The 18,710-nt window shown below is 36.8% G+C and carries 16 protein-coding genes and 1 pseudogene; 6 read left to right on the top strand and 11 right to left on the bottom strand.

Annotated features, from left to right (window positions below):
- Nucleotides 1–5: 5 nt before the first annotated feature.
- The 3 genes from XYLOR_RS13445 to XYLOR_RS10705 all read right to left on the bottom strand — a co-directional run bounded on the left by XYLOR_RS13445 (nt 6) and on the right by XYLOR_RS10705 (nt 2,267).
- A complete protein-coding gene (locus XYLOR_RS13445; protein WP_051508978.1) occupies nt 6–1,208 on the bottom strand; it encodes an RHS repeat-associated core domain-containing protein in 1,203 nt (400 codons plus the stop codon).
- Nucleotides 1,209–1,289: 81 nt separating this feature from the next.
- Nucleotides 1,290–1,751 (bottom strand): NTF2 fold immunity protein, encoded by a 462-nt coding sequence (locus XYLOR_RS13440; RefSeq protein WP_051508977.1) that lies wholly within the window; start codon nt 1,749–1,751, stop codon nt 1,290–1,292.
- 15 nt (nt 1,752–1,766) lie between these two features.
- Entirely contained in the window at nt 1,767–2,267 is a 501-nt protein-coding gene (locus XYLOR_RS10705) for a DUF4329 domain-containing protein (protein ID WP_036879362.1), read from the bottom strand.
- 119 nt (nt 2,268–2,386) lie between these two features.
- On the opposite strand from XYLOR_RS10705, the gene XYLOR_RS10700 reads away from it, so the two are divergent.
- Nucleotides 2,387–3,145 carry an IS4 family transposase gene (locus XYLOR_RS10700; protein WP_258575515.1) on the top strand — a complete coding sequence of 253 codons (759 nt, stop codon included), beginning with the start codon at nt 2,387–2,389 and terminating at the stop codon, nt 3,143–3,145.
- Between the two features lie 67 nt (nt 3,146–3,212).
- A complete protein-coding gene (locus XYLOR_RS14205) occupies nt 3,213–3,551 on the top strand; it encodes a transposase (RefSeq protein ID WP_258575514.1) in 339 nt (112 codons plus the stop codon).
- A gap of 630 nt (nt 3,552–4,181) precedes the next feature.
- Here the strand turns inward: XYLOR_RS14205 and XYLOR_RS14200 are convergent.
- Both XYLOR_RS14200 and polA read right to left on the bottom strand, forming a co-directional pair.
- Nucleotides 4,182–4,475 (bottom strand): annotated as a pseudogene (locus tag XYLOR_RS14200) (transposase); the annotation flags it as partial.
- A gap of 552 nt (nt 4,476–5,027) precedes the next feature.
- Complete coding sequence (gene polA, locus XYLOR_RS10690; RefSeq protein ID WP_036879358.1) at nt 5,028–7,796, bottom strand: DNA polymerase I; 2,769 nt, start codon at nt 7,794–7,796, stop codon at nt 5,028–5,030.
- Between the two features lie 84 nt (nt 7,797–7,880).
- Here polA and XYLOR_RS10685 point away from each other — a divergent pair, with 84 nt between their 5' ends.
- Nucleotides 7,881–8,858 carry a polyprenyl synthetase family protein gene (locus XYLOR_RS10685; protein ID WP_036879356.1) on the top strand — a complete coding sequence of 326 codons (978 nt, stop codon included), beginning with the start codon at nt 7,881–7,883 and terminating at the stop codon, nt 8,856–8,858.
- Between the two features lie 59 nt (nt 8,859–8,917).
- Here the strand turns inward: XYLOR_RS10685 and deoC are convergent, their stop codons facing one another.
- The 6 genes from deoC to mnmG all read right to left on the bottom strand — a co-directional run bounded on the left by deoC (nt 8,918) and on the right by mnmG (nt 15,016).
- Complete coding sequence (deoC, locus tag XYLOR_RS10680; RefSeq protein WP_036879353.1) at nt 8,918–9,853, bottom strand: deoxyribose-phosphate aldolase; 936 nt, start codon at nt 9,851–9,853, stop codon at nt 8,918–8,920.
- 1 nt (nt 9,854) lies between these two features.
- The gene (locus XYLOR_RS10675) at nt 9,855–10,178 is read right to left on the bottom strand and encodes a nucleotide pyrophosphohydrolase (RefSeq protein ID WP_036879349.1); all 324 of its coding nucleotides are present in this window, start codon (nt 10,176–10,178) and stop codon (nt 9,855–9,857) included.
- A 2-nt stretch (nt 10,179–10,180) separates the two neighbouring features.
- Entirely contained in the window at nt 10,181–10,633 is a 453-nt protein-coding gene (gene dtd / locus XYLOR_RS10670) for a D-aminoacyl-tRNA deacylase (protein WP_036879346.1), read from the bottom strand.
- A gap of 29 nt (nt 10,634–10,662) precedes the next feature.
- Nucleotides 10,663–12,492 (bottom strand): excinuclease ABC subunit UvrC, encoded by a 1,830-nt coding sequence (gene uvrC / locus XYLOR_RS10665; protein ID WP_036879342.1) that lies wholly within the window; start codon nt 12,490–12,492, stop codon nt 10,663–10,665.
- A gap of 14 nt (nt 12,493–12,506) precedes the next feature.
- Entirely contained in the window at nt 12,507–13,037 is a 531-nt protein-coding gene (locus tag XYLOR_RS10660; protein ID WP_036879340.1) for an adenine phosphoribosyltransferase, read from the bottom strand.
- Nucleotides 13,038–13,144: 107 nt separating this feature from the next.
- Complete coding sequence (mnmG, locus tag XYLOR_RS10655; RefSeq protein WP_036879337.1) at nt 13,145–15,016, bottom strand: tRNA uridine-5-carboxymethylaminomethyl(34) synthesis enzyme MnmG; 1,872 nt, start codon at nt 15,014–15,016, stop codon at nt 13,145–13,147.
- Nucleotides 15,017–15,237: 221 nt separating this feature from the next.
- Here mnmG and XYLOR_RS10650 point away from each other — a divergent pair, with 221 nt between their 5' ends.
- From XYLOR_RS10650 to XYLOR_RS10640, 3 genes are read left to right on the top strand one after another with little or no spacing between them, the layout of a single operon-like run.
- Nucleotides 15,238–15,927, top strand: coding sequence for a fumarate reductase (locus XYLOR_RS10650; RefSeq protein WP_036879334.1), 690 nt, complete (start codon nt 15,238–15,240; stop codon nt 15,925–15,927).
- 25 nt (nt 15,928–15,952) lie between these two features.
- Nucleotides 15,953–17,902, top strand: a complete 1,950-nt coding sequence (locus XYLOR_RS10645) for a fumarate reductase/succinate dehydrogenase flavoprotein subunit (protein ID WP_036879333.1) — start codon at nt 15,953–15,955, stop codon at nt 17,900–17,902.
- Nucleotides 17,903–17,914: 12 nt separating this feature from the next.
- Nucleotides 17,915–18,670: a succinate dehydrogenase/fumarate reductase iron-sulfur subunit gene (locus XYLOR_RS10640; protein WP_036879330.1), complete on the top strand. Its 756-nt coding sequence runs from the start codon at nt 17,915–17,917 to the stop codon at nt 18,668–18,670.
- Nucleotides 18,671–18,710 lie beyond the last annotated feature (40 nt).

Genomic DNA, 18,710 nt, shown 5'->3' with positions numbered 1-18,710 from the left:
TTTTATTAAAATTTAATTATTCGTTCATTTGCTGCTTCTTGATCTATTCTTCTTTGCCATTCAATTTCGTCTTTTAAATCATATTTTTTTGTTTCGCTAGAACTTACTTTGTTCTTTCTTGTGGGATCTTTGACGTCACTAGGCATATTATTATTAACTACAACAGTCTTACCTGTTTCGGGATTATATTTTTGTAAAGATCCATTTGGAGTTGCCACATAACTCGGATATTTGTTCTTATTAGCCTGTCCTATATCCAAACAATTGGAATGCTCTAACATCTTTTGTTTATCAGAAAGAGGATTATCATATCCATCTCTTGCTCCTGAAAATTCATTATCATAATATTTAATATCATTCCAAACAGAACTTTCTCCATGGGTATGTATATTCGCAACAGTCCTTACTCCCCATGGAGCAATACTAGACGTTGAGTGGGAATATCCTCCCGTATTTGGTATCGTATATGTATAGCCAATCTGACCTTTTCTGTTATGTATTATAAAAATAGTTGAGCCATATTCAACATTTCCTCTAATAGAATTATCATTGAAAGTTAGTCCAAAATCGTTAGCTGCAGCATCCATAGAAATGAAGAAATCACCAGGAGCAAGTCCTTTTATATCTACAAACTTTATCGGATTATTCATACAATATGCATACGGATTGATTCCTTTATACGTTTCACATAGAGGATCCATTTTAGTCCATTGGGCCAAGGCTGCGTCATAATCTCTAGCTCCATAGTCATACCAATCCAGTCCATGCATTCTGTCCAGCTCTTTTCCATTATACTTATATGGCTGCGCAGAAGCATTAAGCCCGGCATCACCATATACACCGCCAAAAGGATAGTAGTGCGTAACCTGTTCCAGCGTACCATTCTCATTCACTACGGCACGGTTGTTTCCCAGATGGTCTTGAGTATAATAATGGAATACGGGCTGATTGCTATCCGTGAATGAACAGAACCCGCCACTAAATAATACTTTGCCCGGCTTGTTATTCTCAAAAATGAAAGGACCTATGTAATCCGTGCTATCCGCTGAAAGAGTATTGGCAACCGTTAGCGGTAATGTATTGCCAATAGGCACTGTAATGTTGTTCACGGCCGTACGGTGTATTGTACGCAGCTTTTCACCGTCAGCAGAATATACATACTCCGTAACATTACCGTTTGTAAATTGTATTCTTCTTGGATTATTCATATTGTCGTATTCTATATTGGCAATTCCCTTGTTTGCATCAGATACTAGAGCATTACACGTACCTTTTAAGTGAAAGTATTTTTATTTGCCATGAAATATTCCTAATACCTTACCATCAGACTTCTGGATTGATATCTGAGCAGCGCCACCAAAAGAGCCTTTTGGAAGAGAACCATATATATACCAGACTCTGTTATTTACTAATTCTACATTAAAAGGTTTTTCTTTGTTAATTGTTCCCTCTCCGTAACAATAATTAAGTATTATTTTTGCAATACCTACTGCTGCCTTAGCATCGGGAATAGTTCCGTTCTGACTGTTATATACGTTTAAAGGGTCGTCTGTTCCTGATTCATAATTGATACTATCATCTACTGATTTTCGTGCATCTATCATATCCTTGTCTACTTTCACATTTCCTTTAAAGATAAAATCTTCTTTGACTATGACATTTTTGCTTTTCACTATGTCATATTCTGATTTGATAAATATTCCTAGTATTATTCCTACTAAAAATATTATTATAGTTGTTATTTTTTTCATATCGCTATATTTTTATTAAAATTTAATTATTCGTTCATTTGCTGCTTCTTGATCTATTCTTCTTTGCCATTCAATTTCGTCTTTTAAATCATATTTTTTTGTTTCGCTAGAACTTACTTTGTTCTTTCTTGTGGGATCTTTGACGTCACTAGGCATATTATTATTAACTACAACAGTCTTACCTGTTTCGGGATTATATTTTTGTAAAGATCCATTTGGAGTTGCCAAATAACTCGGATGTTTGTCCTTATTAGCTAGTCCTATATCCCAAAAAGAATGCTCTAATTTTTTTTGCTGATTAGAAAGAGGAGTACCATATTTATCATCTCTTGCTCCTGAAAATTCATTATCATAATATTTCTTATCATTCCAAACAGAACTTTCTCCATGGGTATGTATATTCGCAACAGCCCTTACTCCCCATGGAGCAATACTAGACGTTGAATGGGAGTAATCTCCTATATTTGGTATTGTATATGTATAGCCAATTTGACCTTTTCTATTATGTATTATCATTGCTGTCCCGTTAAAATCACAAATTGTTCTTTGAAAGTATTGAAACATAGTTAATTACAGAGATTTTCCGTGCGCGACGATTTGATTTCATAATTTTGCAGATCAAAGAATAGATCTGCATGAATAAGGAAAAGTACGTTTTCGCACAATTGATATTTTTCTTGAATCAAGATAAGTTTAGACGCATCGTAGACAAGTATCAAGGAAACCGATATGTGAAGCATTTCACTTGTTGGAACCAGCTACTTTGTCTGATGTTCGGTCAACTCTCCAATCGAGTAAGTCTGCGAGATTTGATAGTGGCATTGGAAGCCCACAAAGGCAAACTCTACTATCTCGGACTTGGAAAGAACGTATCGAAGACAACCTTGGCAAAATCCAACCAGGAGCGAGACTATCATATTTTTGAAAAGTATGCTTACTTTCTGGTGGATGAAGCTCAACGTAAACGTGCAACAGACATTTTTAAACTCGGCGGGGGCGTCTATGCTTTTGACTCAACTACCATAGACTTGTGTCTGAGTGTGTTCTGGTGGGCCAAGTTCAGAAAGAAGAAAGCTGGCATAAAAGTCCACACGTTGTATGACGTGGAAACTCAGATTCCAAAGTTCTTCCATATCACCGAGGCCAAAGTATACGATTCTAAAGCAATGACGGAAATTCCTTATGAACCAAGTGCTTACTACATATTTGACCGTGCCTATAACGACTTTAAAAGTCTATGCCACATTCATTTAGTAAAAGCAAAGTTTGTTGTCAGAGCCAAAAAGAACCTGAAATACAAGGCTGTCAAATGGAAGCGCAGACTTCCTAAGAATGTCCTGTCGGATTCAACTATAGAACTAACAGGGGCACTATCCTCACAAGTACTATCCTGAGCAATTCCGTCTCGTCAGATACTGGGATGGGGAGCAAAAACGGGAGTTCGTATTCATCACCAATGCGATGGATATCTCAGCGCTTCAGGTTGCAGAACTATATCCCAACCGATGGAAAGTTGAGCTATTTTTCAAGTGGCTCAAGCAGCATCTGAAGATCAAAAAGTTCTGGGGAACAACAGAGAACGCAGTGCGCATTCAGATTTATTCTGCTATATGTGCTTACTGTCTGGTTGCCATTATTCAGCATGATATGCACCTGTCAAGAAGCACATACGAGGTACTGCAAATTCTCTGCATCTCACTCACTGATAAAACCCATTTGAGTGATCTCTTAGAATCAACTAATGTTCAATATGACAAAGATCGATGTGACCTCGACGGTCAGCTTTCGTTTAATTTTTAACTCGTCCCAATTTTAACGGGACACTTATGTATTTAAATTATTTATAAAAAATAATAGTAATAATAAGTATAACTTATAAGGATTGCTATGGTTCGTAATATTTATTCTCATGGTTATTTAATATTTATTTTTTAAAAGATTATTCTAGTTGCTAATATGTAATAAAATTCAATAATAATCTAATGTCCAAGTCATTTTAGTTGATACAAAAAATAGAAAGGAGAGTTATTTGGTCTTGATTCCGAAACCTTTTGTGCATATGATGACATACTATAAATATTAAGTGCTAAAAATATTATAGATGCAAATGATTGTTTAAAAGAACTTATTTTATAAGACATGTTTAATATTGTATTTGATCTAAGGTATAAAGTCTTGTTCGCAAATTTAAACAAATATTTAATAAGATCCAAATTCTCTGTATTATTTTTTACAATTGAATAAAATTATGCATAACTAAAAACTTATTTTAATATGATATATTGGATGTATTTTTATTGTTTATAACAAATGTTTGGTATTGTTATACCTAAACTAGGTTAAGTGAAATACCCCTTAACAGCGATTGTATTGTATAAAAAGAATCCGTACCTTTGCACAGTGAAACTATTTAACGTGAGTTCGACGAATTCAAAATAGGGAGAGCTGTGTATCCATAGTCCTTTGTAGATTGATGTATGGCTTTTTCGGAAAGCAACAATAAGCAGCCAGTGCATCTAAAATGTTCACGATGAAATTATTAAAGCATCTGTGTCTGGAGTGTACCACCTGGACAATATTTTTAAGTTCGTCATTGACAGTTTCAATAATGGCTCTTTTTCTTAGTAGCAACTTGTCTGATACAGATATTAAGGCTCCTTTCATATTGCTTTTAAGCTTGGCAATGAGCTGTATCCTGTCAACGAACAGTCTTTCAAACAGCGATAGCCCTAATCATGGAAAAAATCATGATGAGCATTACTTCTGCTTTTGACAGGGTACCCTTACGATGATATTTTTGCTTTTTATTACTATTCAGTGTGTATTTTATCATCATGGCATTAAAAAACTTGCAGGAATCATCTGCAATACAAAATATTTCAGTAACTTTGTTCTCGGTGATCATAGCGAATCTTGTTTTTAATCCTTTGTTTTTCAACACTATAAAGGTACAATTTTTTTGCAGATCACCGTTCTTTAACACTTATAATTCGTCGAACATACGTTAAATTAAGTGTGCTCCTCCCCTGTTGGGTATGTAATGGATTCTAATACATCGTAACAAAAAGGTAGAGCTGATTTCTTCGAGTGTTACATAATTTTGGGTTTGCCGTTTGTTATCTGTTTGGATGCTAAAGTCCTAAACAGTATTTATATTTGGTATTTACAGATGTCATGAATAAGAATTAAGAATAGATACAACATATCATGGTTATAAATAATAATTCTACCTATTTTATAAAATCGCATATTAAGAGCAAGAAAAGAAACTGAATTTTAGTGAGCTTCCAGCCAGTTTTTGCCCCATCCTGCGTCTGCTATTAGAGGCACTTGCATTTTGTAGGCTCCTTGCATTTCTTCCATTACTATATTCTCTACTTTATCCTTTTCGTCAGGATAAACAGAGAAATTAAGTTCGTCATGAACCTGAAGTATCATTTTAGAACGAAGATTCTCTTCCTTGAATCTGTTGAAAATTCTTACCATTGCTACTTTTATGATGTCTGCAGCAGTACCCTGTATAGGGGCATTAATGGCATTTCGTTCTGCAAAACCTCTTACAGTTGCATTATGAGATGTAATGTCTGGTAGATATCTACGTCTGTGAAAGAGAGTTTCTACATATCCATGCTCTCTGGCAATTTTTTTAGCTTTTTCCATGTAGTCTTTAACCTGTGGGAAGGTCTCGAAATATCCATCTATCAATTGTTTGGCTTCTGAACGATCAATGTCTAAACGTTCGGCTAACCCGTAAACGGTAATTCCATATATTATACCAAAATTTGCTCGTTTGGCCTTTGTGCGCTGGTCGCGTGTTACTTCATTTATATTCTCCTTATATATTTTAGCAGCAGTTGCTGCGTGTATATCGTAGCCTTCACGGAATGCTTCTATCATGTTTTTATCACTGCTCAGATGAGCCATAATTCTTAGTTCTATCTGTGAGTAATCTGCTGAAAAAAATAGACATCCGTCTTCCGGTATAAATGCTTTTCGAATTTCTTTTCCGTCTTCACCGCGAACAGGTATATTCTGAAGATTTGGATCGCTTGAAGATAGTCTGCCGGTTGATGTTATCGTCTGATTAAACGATGTATGTATATGTCCGGTGCGAGGATTAATTAGGGTAGGGAGGTTGTCTACATATGTGCCTAGTAATTTCTTTAATCCTCTGTGTTCTAGTATTGTAGCTACTATTTCGCTCTTACCTTTTAGTGACTGTAGTACTTCTTCACTTGTTACGAATTGTCCTGTTTTTGTCTTTTTGGGATTATCTGTTATCTTCATTTTAGCAAATAGAATGTCTCCTACCTGTTTGGGTGATGAGATATTGAATTCTTCGCCGGCCAATTCAAAGATGCGTTTCTCTATTTCGTTCATCCTCTCTGTTAAGACCTTGGATGTTTCTTTCAGAGAGTCTGTATCTATTTTTACTCCATTGATTTCCATCTCAGCTAGAACTGGAAGTAGTGGCATTTCAATATTGTAGAACAAGTCGTCAGCGCCAGCATCTTTCAGTTTGGGTTCAAGTATGTTTTTAAGTCTTAATGTTATATCTGCATCTTCAGCGGCATACTCATAAATATCTTTTGGATTGAGGTTGCGCATATTTTTCTGATTTTTGCCTTTTGGACCAATCAGTTCTTCTATATGTATTGTCTGATAGTTTAGAAGTATTTCTGCCATGTAGTCCATATTATGACGAAGCTCAGGTTGAAGAAGATAATGAGCTATCATTGTATCGAACATTTTCCCTGCAAGCGTTATATTGTAATTTCTAAGTACCTCCAGGTCGTATTTTATATTTTGCCCTATTTTCTCTATTTTTTCATTTTCATAGAGTGGTTTAAATATATTAACTATTTTTTGAGCATCTTCACGATTACTTGGAATCGCGACATACCAAGCTTCATTTTCTTTTATAGAAAAGCTTAAACCTACCAATTCTGCATTTATTGGGTTCGTGGAAGTTGTTTCTGTATCTAGACTGACAAAATGTTTTGTTAATAAATAATCACATAGATGCTTGTTATCATCCTCATTATCAATAAGTTTGTAGTTATGCGCAACTGTTTTTATGGTCTCAAAACTTGAGTTTACTGTAATCTCTTCACTGTCGGGCGTGAAATTGCCAAATAGATCGAGTTGAACATTTGCTTCTTTTTTTGTTTCTTTAGGTTTATTAAGAATCTTGTTTGCAAGTGTTTTAAACTCTAGTTCATCGAATATTTTTTTGAGTTCCTCTTCATTTGGTTCTTCTTTTTTTAAGTCATCAAGATTGAGCTCTATTGGAACATCTGTTTTTATTGTTGCAAGATATTTTGAGAATTTAATCTGCTCAATATTTTCTTCGATTTTTTTCTTCAGGACACCTTTGAGTTTTTCTGTGCTGGAAATAATATTTTCAATTGTTCCGAATTCATTTATAAGTTTTACGGCTGTCTTTTCACCCACGCCTGGGCATCCGGGAATATTGTCTGATGCATCACCCATTAATCCTAAAAGATCTATAACATAGAGTGGGGATGTAATTCCATATTTTTTTTCTACCTCTTCAACGCCAAGGGTTTCATATCCAGCATCTCCATATCTAGGTCTGTACATGAATACGTTTTCTTTGACCAATTGACCATAATCCTTGTCAGGAGTCAGCATATATGTTGTTATTCCTTTTTCACCTGCTTTAGTTGCAAGTGTACCTATTACATCGTCAGCTTCATACCCATCAACTTGAAGTACCGGGATATTCCATGATTTGAGAATGTCTTTGATAATAGGTACAGATTTTTTAATGTCCTCCGGACATTCTTCACGTTGAGCTTTGTATTCTTTGTAGGCTTCGTGTCTAAAAGTTGGTCCACTTGGATCGAAAGCTACGCCTATATGAGTAGGTTGTTCTTTATTTATTACCTCATTTAAGGTATTTACAAATCCCATAATAGCCGAAGTGTTAAGTCCTTTCGAGTTTATTCTTGGGTTTTTGATAAAGGCATAATATGATCGGTAAATTAGCGCATAAGCGTCTAAAAGGAACAATTTCTTCATAATAATGTTATTTTTCCGTGTAAAATTACGAATTTTTTATCATTAATCCGATAAAAACGCTAATTTTGTAACAAAATTCACAACATGGACTATATTTCTCTTATAAAGAAGCCTATAAAAGATGACTTGGAAGACTTTATAGGTCTATTTAATGACTCGCTTTCTCATACTGACGGAATGTTATCTCAGGTGCTTGAGCATATTCGTAAAAGTGCAGGTAAGCGCATGCGTCCTATGCTTATACTTTTGGTAGCTCGTAATTACGGGCAGGTGTCAGAGATTACTCAACATGCTGCTGTTGGTCTTGAATTGTTGCACACGGCTAGTCTAGTGCACGATGATGTAGTAGATGAGAGTGGTGAAAGGAGAGGGCAGGCTTCTGTTAATGCTACATATAATAATAAAGTAGCTGTTCTAGTAGGGGATTTTATATTGTCCACAGCCTTGCTTAATGTGTCTTTGACGCATAAAGAGGTAATTGTGCGTTATCTTGCTAATTTGGGCAGGACTTTGTCTAATGGAGAGATTTTGCAGTTAACCAATATTTCTAATCAGGATATTTCTGAAACTGTTTATTATCAGGTAATTAAGCAGAAAACAGCTGCTCTTTTCGAGGCATGTGCCGGTATTGGTGCATTATCTGCAGGAGCTTCTAAGGATGATGTAGAAAAAGCAAAGAAATTCGGTCAGGATTTAGGTATAATGTTTCAAATCCGTGATGATATTTTTGATTATTTCGATTCTGAAGATATAGGGAAGCCTACCGGTAATGATATGTCTGAGGGTAAACTAACACTGCCAGTTATTTATGCATTGAATTCAACAGGTGATAAACATTTTCAGGAGCTTGCTAAAAAGGTCAAAGCTAGAACTGTAAATGCTGATGAAATAGGCGAGTTGGTAGAATTCACCAAGTTAAATGGTGGTATAGAATATGCAAAGAAACGTATGGAAGACTTTCGCATGCAAACGATTGACTATATAGAAAAAGAGGTTAATGATGGTGACATAAAGGAAGCATTAACTGCTTATATTGACTTTGTTATAAATAGAAAAAAATAACTTTATTATCATATAAAAAATAAATAGCAGTTCAATCAGAACTGCTATTTATTTTTTTATTAAAAGAACTTAGTTTCTTCACCAGTTACTTCGCTTAAAAGCAGATTAGCAAGTCTGCTGGTACCAAGTCTGAACAACTTATTTGTAAGCCATTTTTCACCTAGAACTTCTTTCACGATAGTATAGTAAATAAGTGCATCCATTACGGTATTTAAGCCACCAGCCGGCTTAAAACCAACCTGTATACCTGTCTTTTTATAGTATTCCTTTATTGCCTGACACATTACATAAGCTGCTTCAGGAGTAGCAGCAGGCTCAAGCTTGCCTGTAGACGTTTTAATGTAATCTGCACCAGCATACATAGCTATGATAGAGGCCTTTTTGATGTTTTCGGCTGTCTTTAGGCAACCTGTTTCAAGGATAACTTTCATTTTATGTTCACCACAAACCTCTTTCAACTCTGATATTTCATCAGCTGTGCCTTCATAATCACCGCTTAAAAACTTTCCTACAGGCATTACAATATCAATCTCTGTAGCGCCGTCCTTAAGCGCTAGGGCTGTCTCTGCTACCTTTACCTCTATAAGGGCCTGTGATGATGGGAAACTACCTGAAACACAAGCTATTTCTACTCCATCTACTTCAAGGCTTTCGCTTACAATCTTAGCGAAACATGGATATACGCAAATAGTAGCTACGTGAGGTAGGTCAGGGTAGGTATTATCGAACTCATTTACCTTTTCTGTCATTGCAAGAATACTTTCTTCCGAATCAGTAGTATGTAAAGAGGTCAATTCAACGCTTCCCATAAGGAATTTTTTCACGTCTATATTATCATTTTCGTGAACTTTTTCGACTATGATCTTCTTGATTGCTTCTTTGACATCTTTATCTTCTATTTTTGTATTATACTTGCTTAATGCTTCGTCGTATTTGCTCATCTCAGCTCCATCGTGGTGATGGTGAATTTCTTCTGTTACTTTCTTTGTTGCCATTTTATTTCAATTTTGGATTGTTAATATGTCTTGTTTTATCTCTTTTTGTCTTCTTCTCTATGTTCTTCTGTAGCGCATCAGTTAGGTCTACTCCTGTTTGGTTGGCTATACACATAAGCACCCACATTACATCAGCCATTTCGTCTGCAAGGTTATCGTTTTCGCCTTCTTTAAAACTTTGGTCACCATATTTTCTTGCTATCACTTTTGCAAGTTCACCAACCTCTTCGGTGAGGCATGCCATGTTGGTCAGTTCACTGAAATATCTTACGCCGTAGGTCTTAATCCACTCATCTACAGCTTTTTGTGCTTCTTCTATTGTCATACTTATTCTCTGTTTTTTGAATCCATACAAATTGTCACAGGCCCATCATTGATGAGTTCTACCTTCATGTCTGCACCAAATTCACCTGTGCAGACCTTCTTGCCAAGTTCTTTACTAAGTTTGCTACAGAATTGTTCATATAATGGGATTGAAATCTCGTGTTTGGCAGCTCTTATCCACGATGGTCTGTTGCCTTTCTTGTATGATGCCATTAGTGTAAACTGGCTTATTACCAGTATGTTACCATCAACATCATTTATAGGCAAGTTCATTATACCGTTTTCATCGTCAAAAACTCTCAAGCCTATAACTTTTTTGACCAACCATTCGACATCATCTTCATTATCAGCTTCTTCTATACCTATTAGTATGAGATAACCTAAGTTAATGGCTGATTTAATCTTATCATTAATAGTTACTGATGCCTTGCTGACCCTTTGAATTACTAATCTCATTCTGCAAATATAGTTATTATATTTATATTTTATGGCTTATCTTTGAAATATTCAAATACAATTTTAGCTTTAGCAGCGCCGATAATATTTGTAAGTGTCTGTAAATCAGTAGATTGTATATTGCTTACTGTTTTAAGTTCGCTTAGTAGCAATTCTTTTGTCTTTGGACCTATGCCCTTTATGTCATCAATAGCTGATTTCAGTGCGTGCTTACTGCGTTTGTCTCTGTGGAATGTTATAGCAAATCTATGCACTTCGTCTTGTATTTGCGTTAGAAAGTGAAATAGTTCACTATTCATTTTAAGTCCTATTACCATAGGTGGGAAACCATATAGGAGTTCATTTGTTCTATGTTTATCGTTTTTAGCAAGACCTGCAATTGGTATCTCGAGATTTAATTCGTCTTTTATTACCTCTCTTACTACGTCCATCTGGCCTTTACCACCATCGGTAATGATTAAGTCGGGTAGAGGCTTTCCTTCTTCTATAAGCCTTGTATAGCGCCGTCTTACAACCTCCTTCATAGAAGCATAGTCATCAGGTCCGGATACCGTTTTTATATTATACTTCCTGTAGTCTTTCTTGCTAGGTTTCATCTTCTTGAATACAACACAAGCTGCTACAGCATCTGTTCCACTGATGTTTGAATTATCAAAGCATTCTATTTGATAAGGTATTTTGGGCAGTTTCAGCGCTTCTTGTATCTCTTTCATTAATCGAACGGATTTTTGCTCAGGATTAAGCTTTTCGGTCTGTTTAAGACGGTCAAACTTGTACTGTTTTCCATTCATTAATGATAGGTCTAGCAAGGTCTTTTTATCACCTCTCTGTGGTACAGTAAAGATCACATTCTCGAGTTGCAAATCCATTTCAAAAGGTACTATTATCTCTCTTGATGTGCTCTTGTATCTTTCTCTCATTTCAATTATGCCTAGCGATAGGAGCTCTTCCTCAGTTTCATTCAACTTTTTCTTATATTCGAATGTAAATGCCTGATTAATTGAACCATTAGATACGTGCAGGTAATTTATAAATGCAATTTTCTCATCATTCGTGATAGAAAAAACATCAATATTGTGGAGAATATGACTTACTACTTCACTCTTTGCACAATATTGCTCTACTAGAATATATTTCCTTTTAATAGTCTCGGCTTCCTCAAACTTAAGTTCTTCAGAAAGTTTCTGCATCTTATCGAAAAGCATTTTCTGAATTTCTCTTGTATTTCCCTTTAGAATTTCTTTTGCCTCATTAATGTTATTTTGGTAGTCTTCGTAAGATTGCTTGCCAACACATGGAGCATAGCAATTCTTTATATGGTATTCAAGGCATACTTCATATTTGCCTTTCTGAATACCTTCTTTAGTCATTGGTATTCTGCAAGTGCGAGGATGATGTAGCTTTTTTATTAGTTCAAGGACTGCATACATGGAACTTACATTAGAATAAGGTCCAAAGAATGTACCCCACTTCCTATTGATATTTCTAGTTTTGAAGATCCTTGGTAGGTACTCGTTAGTGATGCAAATACTTGGATACGTTTTACCATCTTTGAGAAGCACATTATATTTGGGATTGTGTTTTTTGATGAGATTATTCTCTAAAAGAAGAGCATCTTCTTCAGTATTTACTACAATGTACTTTAAATCCCTTATTTTGCTTACAAGAACCTTTGTTTTGAATCTGTCTACTTCTGGTCGGAAATAAGAAGAGACCCTACGTTTTAGATTTTTTGCCTTACCAACGTAGATAATTGTACCTGTATCATCTAAATATTGATAACATCCAGGTGAATCAGGCAAATTACTTACAATACCCTTTAGATATGCCAGTCTCTTCTCATTTTCTTCTTTTGTCATTATTGATAAACTGTTTATACCTTTAATAACGATGTAACCTCAATATCTTTGTCAAACAAATCTCTACCTTCAAATCCTTCGTTGACAAGTTCTATTAAGAAATTTACATATACCTTTTTAGGATTAAATTTCTTTACCAGATCGCAAGTTGCTTTCATAGTTCCGCCAGTAGCTAGTAGATCATCGTGTAAAAGCAGTACATCGTTTTCGTTTATTGCATCCTCGTGAATCTCTATCGTGTCTGACCCGTATTCTTTTTCATAAGTCTCACTTACTGTATCGGCAGGTAATTTTCCAGGTTTCCTGCAAAGTATGATACCTGCGTTTAATCTTACTGCTAAGGCCGCAGCCATTATAAATCCTCTGCTCTCTATTCCGACAATTTTTGTTATCCCTTTATCCTTATATAATTCATATAATTCATCACTCATTATCTTGAGACATTCACTGCTTTTAAATAGTGTTGTTACGTCTCTGAAATTAACCCCTTTCTGAGGGAAATCAGGTATACTTCTTAAATTTGCCAATAATGTTTTGTTGTTCATAATCAAACAGTTATGTATTTGTTTTTATTAAATTGTTTCACGTGGAACAATTGTGAGTTAATGTTTTTCTTTAATATTAATATCTTTAAAATTTGCTCAATGAAGTGCTATCTCCCAAGTAATATTAGCATCACATTTATGTCGCTCGGAGACACTCCTGAAATTCTGCTAGCTTGTGCCAAAGTATCAGGATTTATCTTTTCGAGCTTTTGTCTTGCTTCAGTAGAAAGTTGTTGCATTTCGGAATAATTGAATCTATCTTTTATTTTAATATCTTCTAATCTATGCATTTTATCTGCAATGATTTTTTCTCTTTCGATATATCCGCGATATTTCATTTTAACTTCTGCGGCTTCTGTAATTTCTTCTTTTCGATTGATTGGTATATTAATTATCTCTTTAAGTTCTGGAATTATTTCTGAAAGGTCATCAATACTTATTTGTGGTCTGGATATTAGATCAACTAATTTTGTACCTTCTCTTAATGGGGCAGTGCCAAGCGCTTCCAATGCAGAGTTTATTTCTTTCGGTTTTACTGAAGTATTTTTGCAAAATTCTTCGATTTTATCGATTGCTTCTTTCTTTTCATTCCACCAGTCAAATCGGTCCTTTTTAGCCAGACCGATGTTGTATGATTTTTCTGTAAGTCTTGCATCAGCATCATCTTGTCTGAGCAGAATTCTGTATTCAGCTCTAGAGGTAAACATTCTGTAGGGTTCGTCAACCCCTTTAGTTACGAGGTCGTCAATCAAAACGCCAATATAGCTTTCGTCCCTGTGCATTATAAGAGGTTCACTTCCTGCACAATTTAATGCTGCATTTATTCCTGCAACAGTTCCTTGTCCTCCAGCTTCTTCATATCCAGTGGTTCCATTTACCTGTCCGGCAAAAAACAGACCTTTGATAATTTTCGATTCCAACGAATGCTTTAGTTGAGTAGGGTCGAAGTAGTCATACTCTATGGCATACCCCGGCCTGTAAATTTTCACATCTCTAAGAGCTGGTATTTTTCTTAATGCTTCTAGCTGAACTTCCATTGGTAGACTTGAAGAGAATCCATTAAGGTACATCTCTTTAGTCGTCTCGCCTTCAGGTTCCAAAAATAGTGGATGTTGATTTTTATCCGGGAAGGTTACAAGTTTAGTTTCTATAGAAGGGCAATAACGCGGACCTATACTTTGAATTTGGCCGTTGAATAGAGGTGAGTCAGCTAATCCACTCTTAAGAGTTTCATGTACTTCCTTGTTTGTGTAACAAGTCCAGCAAGGCAACTGCTTAAGTTTGCGATGTTCACCCATAAAGCTGAATTGATGAAAATCTGTTTCACCTTGCTGTACTTCCATTTCATCAAAATGAACCGTACGTCCGTCAATTCTTACAGGTGTTCCGGTTTTCATTCTTCCAGAAGTTACTCCCCATCTTGTTATGCTTTCTGTGAAATGGTAAACAGCCGGCTCAGCTGTACGTCCACCGGCTAATTTATGTCTTCCTATATGCATTAGTCCATTTAGGAATGTACCTGCTGTTACTATTATACTTTTAGCTCTGAATTCTACACCCCAGACAGTCTTTATACCTATTGCCTCATTTTTCTCGACAATAAGTTCATCGGCTTGATCCTGCCAGACATCCAAATTAGGGGTGTTGTCTATGACTGTACGCCATTGCCAGATAAACTTGCCACGGTCGCATTGTGCACGTGGGCTCCATACAGCAGGTCCCTTGCTCCTGTTAAGCATTCGAAACTGTATTGCTGTAGCATCAGTGACCTTTGCCATCTGTCCTCCAAGTGCATCAACTTCACGCACTATCTGACCCTTGGCGATACCACCTATGGCAGGGTTACAACTCATCTGAGCAATTTTGTTCATATCCATTGTTATAAGGCATGTTTTGGCACCCATATTTGCAGCTGCGGTTGCAGCTTCACATCCGGCATGTCCACCACCGATAACAATTACATCATATTTGAAATTCATATCCACTTTTCATTTTAGCGACGCAAAATTAAAAAATTAAATCGAATTTTCATAAAAATACTTTGATTTATCATCAATTTATAGTATTTTTGCACACCAAATGTGTAAAAACACATCCATTATTAATAAATCTATTTTATTAGTAGATAGTGAACGTGTGTTAAAATGTAAAGGAAAATAATTTTAGTTCTAACAGTTAAATAATTTAATTTCAATCATTTATGTGGTTATGTAATTCATCTATTGGTAGGAAAGTTGTAATGTCTGTTACAGGCATCGCGCTTATTCTGTTCTTGACGTTCCACATGTCAATGAACCTTGTTGCAATCTTCTCTGGTGAAGCTTACAACGCTATCTGTGAATTTCTGGGAGCCAACTGGTACGCTATTGTAGGTACTCTTGGTCTGGCTTTTCTTGCAGTTGTTCACATCATTTATGCCTTTTGGCTTACAATACTCAATCGCAAAGCACGCGGATTTGAGCGTTACGACATTACTTCAAGACCTGCAAAGGTAGAGTGGGCTTCACAGAACATGTTGGTACTTGGCCTCATTATTGTTCTCGGCCTCATACTTCACTTCTGCAATTTCTGGTATCACATGCAGTTTCAGGATGTTATTGGCTCTGGTGCCGCAGGTACTACAGATGGTATTCTTTGGATACAGAAGACATTCTCTTGTCCTGGTTTTGCCGCACTTTACATTATTTGGTTCGTAGCCATATGGTTCCACCTTTCTCATGGATTCTGGAGTGCTATCCAGACATTTGGATGGAATGGTAAGGTTTGGTTCTGCCGTTGGCGTATGATTGGTATTATCTATGTAACTATTCTTATGCTCGGTTTCGTAGCAGTAGTACTTGCTTTTGCCACTGGCATTGTATCATGTAATACTGCTTGTGCAGCTTATTAATAATAACATTTAAAAGAAAAGTAAAATGGCTAATCAAATCGATTCAAGAATTCCTGAAGGCCCTTTGGCTGAGAAATGGACCAATTATAAAGCTCATCAGAAATTGGTTAACCCTTCCAACAAGCGTAAACTTGATGTTATCGTAGTTGGTACAGGTCTTGCAGGTGCTTCTGCAGCTGCTTCACTTGGTGAAATGGGATTCCGCGTATTAAATTTCTGTATCCAAGACTCTCCTCGTCGTGCTCACTCAATTGCAGCTCAGGGAGGTATTAATGCAGCAAAGAACTATCAGAATGATGGTGATGCTGTATATAGATTATTTTATGATACAATTAAGGGAGGTGATTACCGTGCTCGTGAAGCTAACGTATATCGTCTTGCAGAAGTATCAGCTGATATTATAGACCAGTGTGTTGCCCAAGGTGTTCCTTTTGCACGTGAATATGGTGGTATGCTTGCTAACCGTTCATTTGGTGGTGTACAGGTTTGTCGTACATTTTATGCTAAAGGTCAGACAGGTCAGCAATTGCTATTAGGTGCTTATTCAGCATTGAGCCGTCAGATACAGGCTGGAACAGTACAACTGTATACTCGTTATGAGATGGAAGATGTAGTTCTTATTGAAGACCGTGCACGTGGTATTATTGCAAAGAATCTTATAACAGGCAAGCTGGAGCGTTTTTCAGCTCACGCAGTAGTTATAGCAACAGGTGGTTATGGTAATGCTTATTTCCTCTCTACCAATGCTATGGCATGTAACTGTTCTGCAGCTATTGCTTGCTATCGTAAGGGTGCTTATTTTGCTAACCCTGCATTCGTACAGATCCATCCTACTTGTATTCCTGTACATGGTGACAAGCAGTCTAAGCTTACACTGATGTCTGAATCATTACGTAATGATGGTCGTATCTGGGTACCTAAGAAGATAGAAGACGCTAAGAAGTTGCAGGCAGGTGAACTGCAAGGAAAAGATATTCCTGAAGAAGACCGCGATTACTATTTGGAGCGTCGTTACCCTGCATTTGGTAACCTTGTTCCACGTGACGTTGCTTCTCGTGCCGCTAAAGAGCGCTGTGATAAAGGTTTTGGCGTAAACAATACAGGTTTGGCCGTATTCCTCGACTTCAATGAAGCTATAGATCGTCTTGGTAAGGATGCTGTAGAGCAGCGTTATGGTAACCTCTTCGATATGTATGAGGAGATAACCGATGTAAATCCTTACGAGAATCCTATGATGATTTATCCTGCTATCCATTACACAATGGGTGGTATCTGGGTTGACTATGAACTTCAGACAAGTATCAAGGGACTATTTGCTATTGGTGAGTGTAATTATAGTGATCATGGAGCTAACCGTCTAGGTGCTTCTGCTCTTATGCAGGGATTGGCAGACGGATACTTCGTATTGCCATATACTATGCAGAATTATCTTAGCGATCAGATAACAGTACCACGCTTCTCTACAGATCTTCCTGAATTTGAAGAGGCCGAGAAGGCTGTACAGTCAGAAATTGACCGTATTTATAATATCAAGGGTGATGAGAGTGTTGATTCTATACACAAGAAACTCGGCCATATTATGTGGGAGTTTGTTGGAATGGGACGTACAAAAGAGGGTCTTGAAACAGGACTTAAGAAAATGGCTGAATTACGTAAAGAGTTCAATGAGCACGTACGTATACCAGGACAAAAAGAAGGCCTAAATGTAGAACTTGACAAAGCTATTCGCTTGCGTGACTTCCTTACAATGGGAGAACTTGTTGCATATGATGCGCTTAACCGTAATGAAAGCTGTGGTGGACACTTCCGTGAAGAGTCTCAGACAGAAGAGGGTGAAGCAAAACGTGATGATGAGAACTATATGTATGTCGCTTGTTGGAAGTACAATGGTTCTGACAATGAAGCTCCTACATTGCTAAAGGAAGACCTCGACTATCAGTACATCAAAGTACAAACCAGAAATTATAAATCTTAATTTTGAATTACAATGGATAAAAATATAAGTTTCACGCTTAGAGTTTGGCGTCAGAACGGGCCTACAGCCAAAGGTCATTTTGATACATTCGAGATGAATGATATCCCTGGTGATACTTCTTTCCTCGAGATGTTAGATATCCTTAACGAGCAGCTTATCGAAGACAATAAAGAGCCTTTTGTATTCGACCATGACTGTCGTGAAGGTATCTGTGGTATGTGTTCACTTTATATTAACGGATATCCTCACGGACCAGCTACCGGTGCTACAACATGCCAGTTGTATATGCGTCGTTTCAATGATGGTGATACTATTACAGTTGAGCCATGGCGTTCGGCTGCATTCCCTGTTATCAAGGATTGTATGGTAGACCGCGGTGCATTCGACAAAATTATTCAGGCAGGTGGTTATGTAAGTGTACGTACAGGACAGCCACAGGATGCAAATGCAATCCTTATACCTAAGGAGAAGGCAGATGAGGCAATGGACTGTGCTAGTTGTATTGGTTGTGGCGCTTGTGTTGCAGCTTGCAAGAACGGTTCAGCGATGTTGTTTGTAAGTTCTAAGGTTAGTCAGCTTGCTCTTCTTCCACAAGGTCGTCCAGAGGCTGCACGTCGTGCTAAGGCTATGGTTATGAAGATGGAAGAACTTGGTTTTGGTAACTGTACAAACACTCGTGCATGTGAGGCTGAATGTCCTAAGAATGAAAGTATAGCTAATATAGCTCGTCTTAACCGCGAGTTTATTAAGGCAAAACTTAATGACTAGAATATAGCATTATAAAAATAAAAATCCCCGTTACTTATTG

This window comes from Xylanibacter oryzae DSM 17970 (assembly GCF_000585355.1).
Taxonomy (GTDB): Bacteria; Bacteroidota; Bacteroidia; order Bacteroidales; family Bacteroidaceae; genus Prevotella; species Prevotella oryzae.
Note: the sequence above shows the minus strand (reverse complement) of the source record. Positions and strands in the feature narration are given on the sequence as shown.

Bases quoted from the DNA above. Each gene is read 5' to 3' on its own strand.
- XYLOR_RS13445 (WP_051508978.1), bottom strand. From the start codon at position 1,208: ATGAATAATCCAAGAAGAATACAATTTACAAACGGTAATGTTACGGAG.
- XYLOR_RS13440 (WP_051508977.1), bottom strand. From the start codon at position 1,751: ATGAAAAAAATAACAACTATAATAATATTTTTAGTAGGAATAATACTA.
- XYLOR_RS10705 (WP_036879362.1), bottom strand. From the start codon at position 2,267: ATGATAATACATAATAGAAAAGGTCAAATTGGCTATACATATACAATA.
- XYLOR_RS10700 (WP_258575515.1), top strand. From the start codon at position 2,387: ATGAATAAGGAAAAGTACGTTTTCGCACAATTGATATTTTTCTTGAAT.
- XYLOR_RS14205 (WP_258575514.1), top strand. From the start codon at position 3,213: ATGGATATCTCAGCGCTTCAGGTTGCAGAACTATATCCCAACCGATGG.
- polA (WP_036879358.1), bottom strand. From the start codon at position 7,796: ATGAAGAAATTGTTCCTTTTAGACGCTTATGCGCTAATTTACCGATCA.
- XYLOR_RS10685 (WP_036879356.1), top strand. From the start codon at position 7,881: ATGGACTATATTTCTCTTATAAAGAAGCCTATAAAAGATGACTTGGAA.
- deoC (WP_036879353.1), bottom strand. From the start codon at position 9,853: ATGGCAACAAAGAAAGTAACAGAAGAAATTCACCATCACCACGATGGA.
- XYLOR_RS10675 (WP_036879349.1), bottom strand. From the start codon at position 10,178: ATGACAATAGAAGAAGCACAAAAAGCTGTAGATGAGTGGATTAAGACC.
- dtd (WP_036879346.1), bottom strand. From the start codon at position 10,633: ATGAGATTAGTAATTCAAAGGGTCAGCAAGGCATCAGTAACTATTAAT.
- uvrC (WP_036879342.1), bottom strand. From the start codon at position 12,492: ATGACAAAAGAAGAAAATGAGAAGAGACTGGCATATCTAAAGGGTATT.
- XYLOR_RS10660 (WP_036879340.1), bottom strand. From the start codon at position 13,037: ATGAACAACAAAACATTATTGGCAAATTTAAGAAGTATACCTGATTTC.
- mnmG (WP_036879337.1), bottom strand. From the start codon at position 15,016: ATGAATTTCAAATATGATGTAATTGTTATCGGTGGTGGACATGCCGGA.
- XYLOR_RS10650 (WP_036879334.1), top strand. From the start codon at position 15,238: ATGTGGTTATGTAATTCATCTATTGGTAGGAAAGTTGTAATGTCTGTT.
- XYLOR_RS10645 (WP_036879333.1), top strand. From the start codon at position 15,953: ATGGCTAATCAAATCGATTCAAGAATTCCTGAAGGCCCTTTGGCTGAG.
- XYLOR_RS10640 (WP_036879330.1), top strand. From the start codon at position 17,915: ATGGATAAAAATATAAGTTTCACGCTTAGAGTTTGGCGTCAGAACGGG.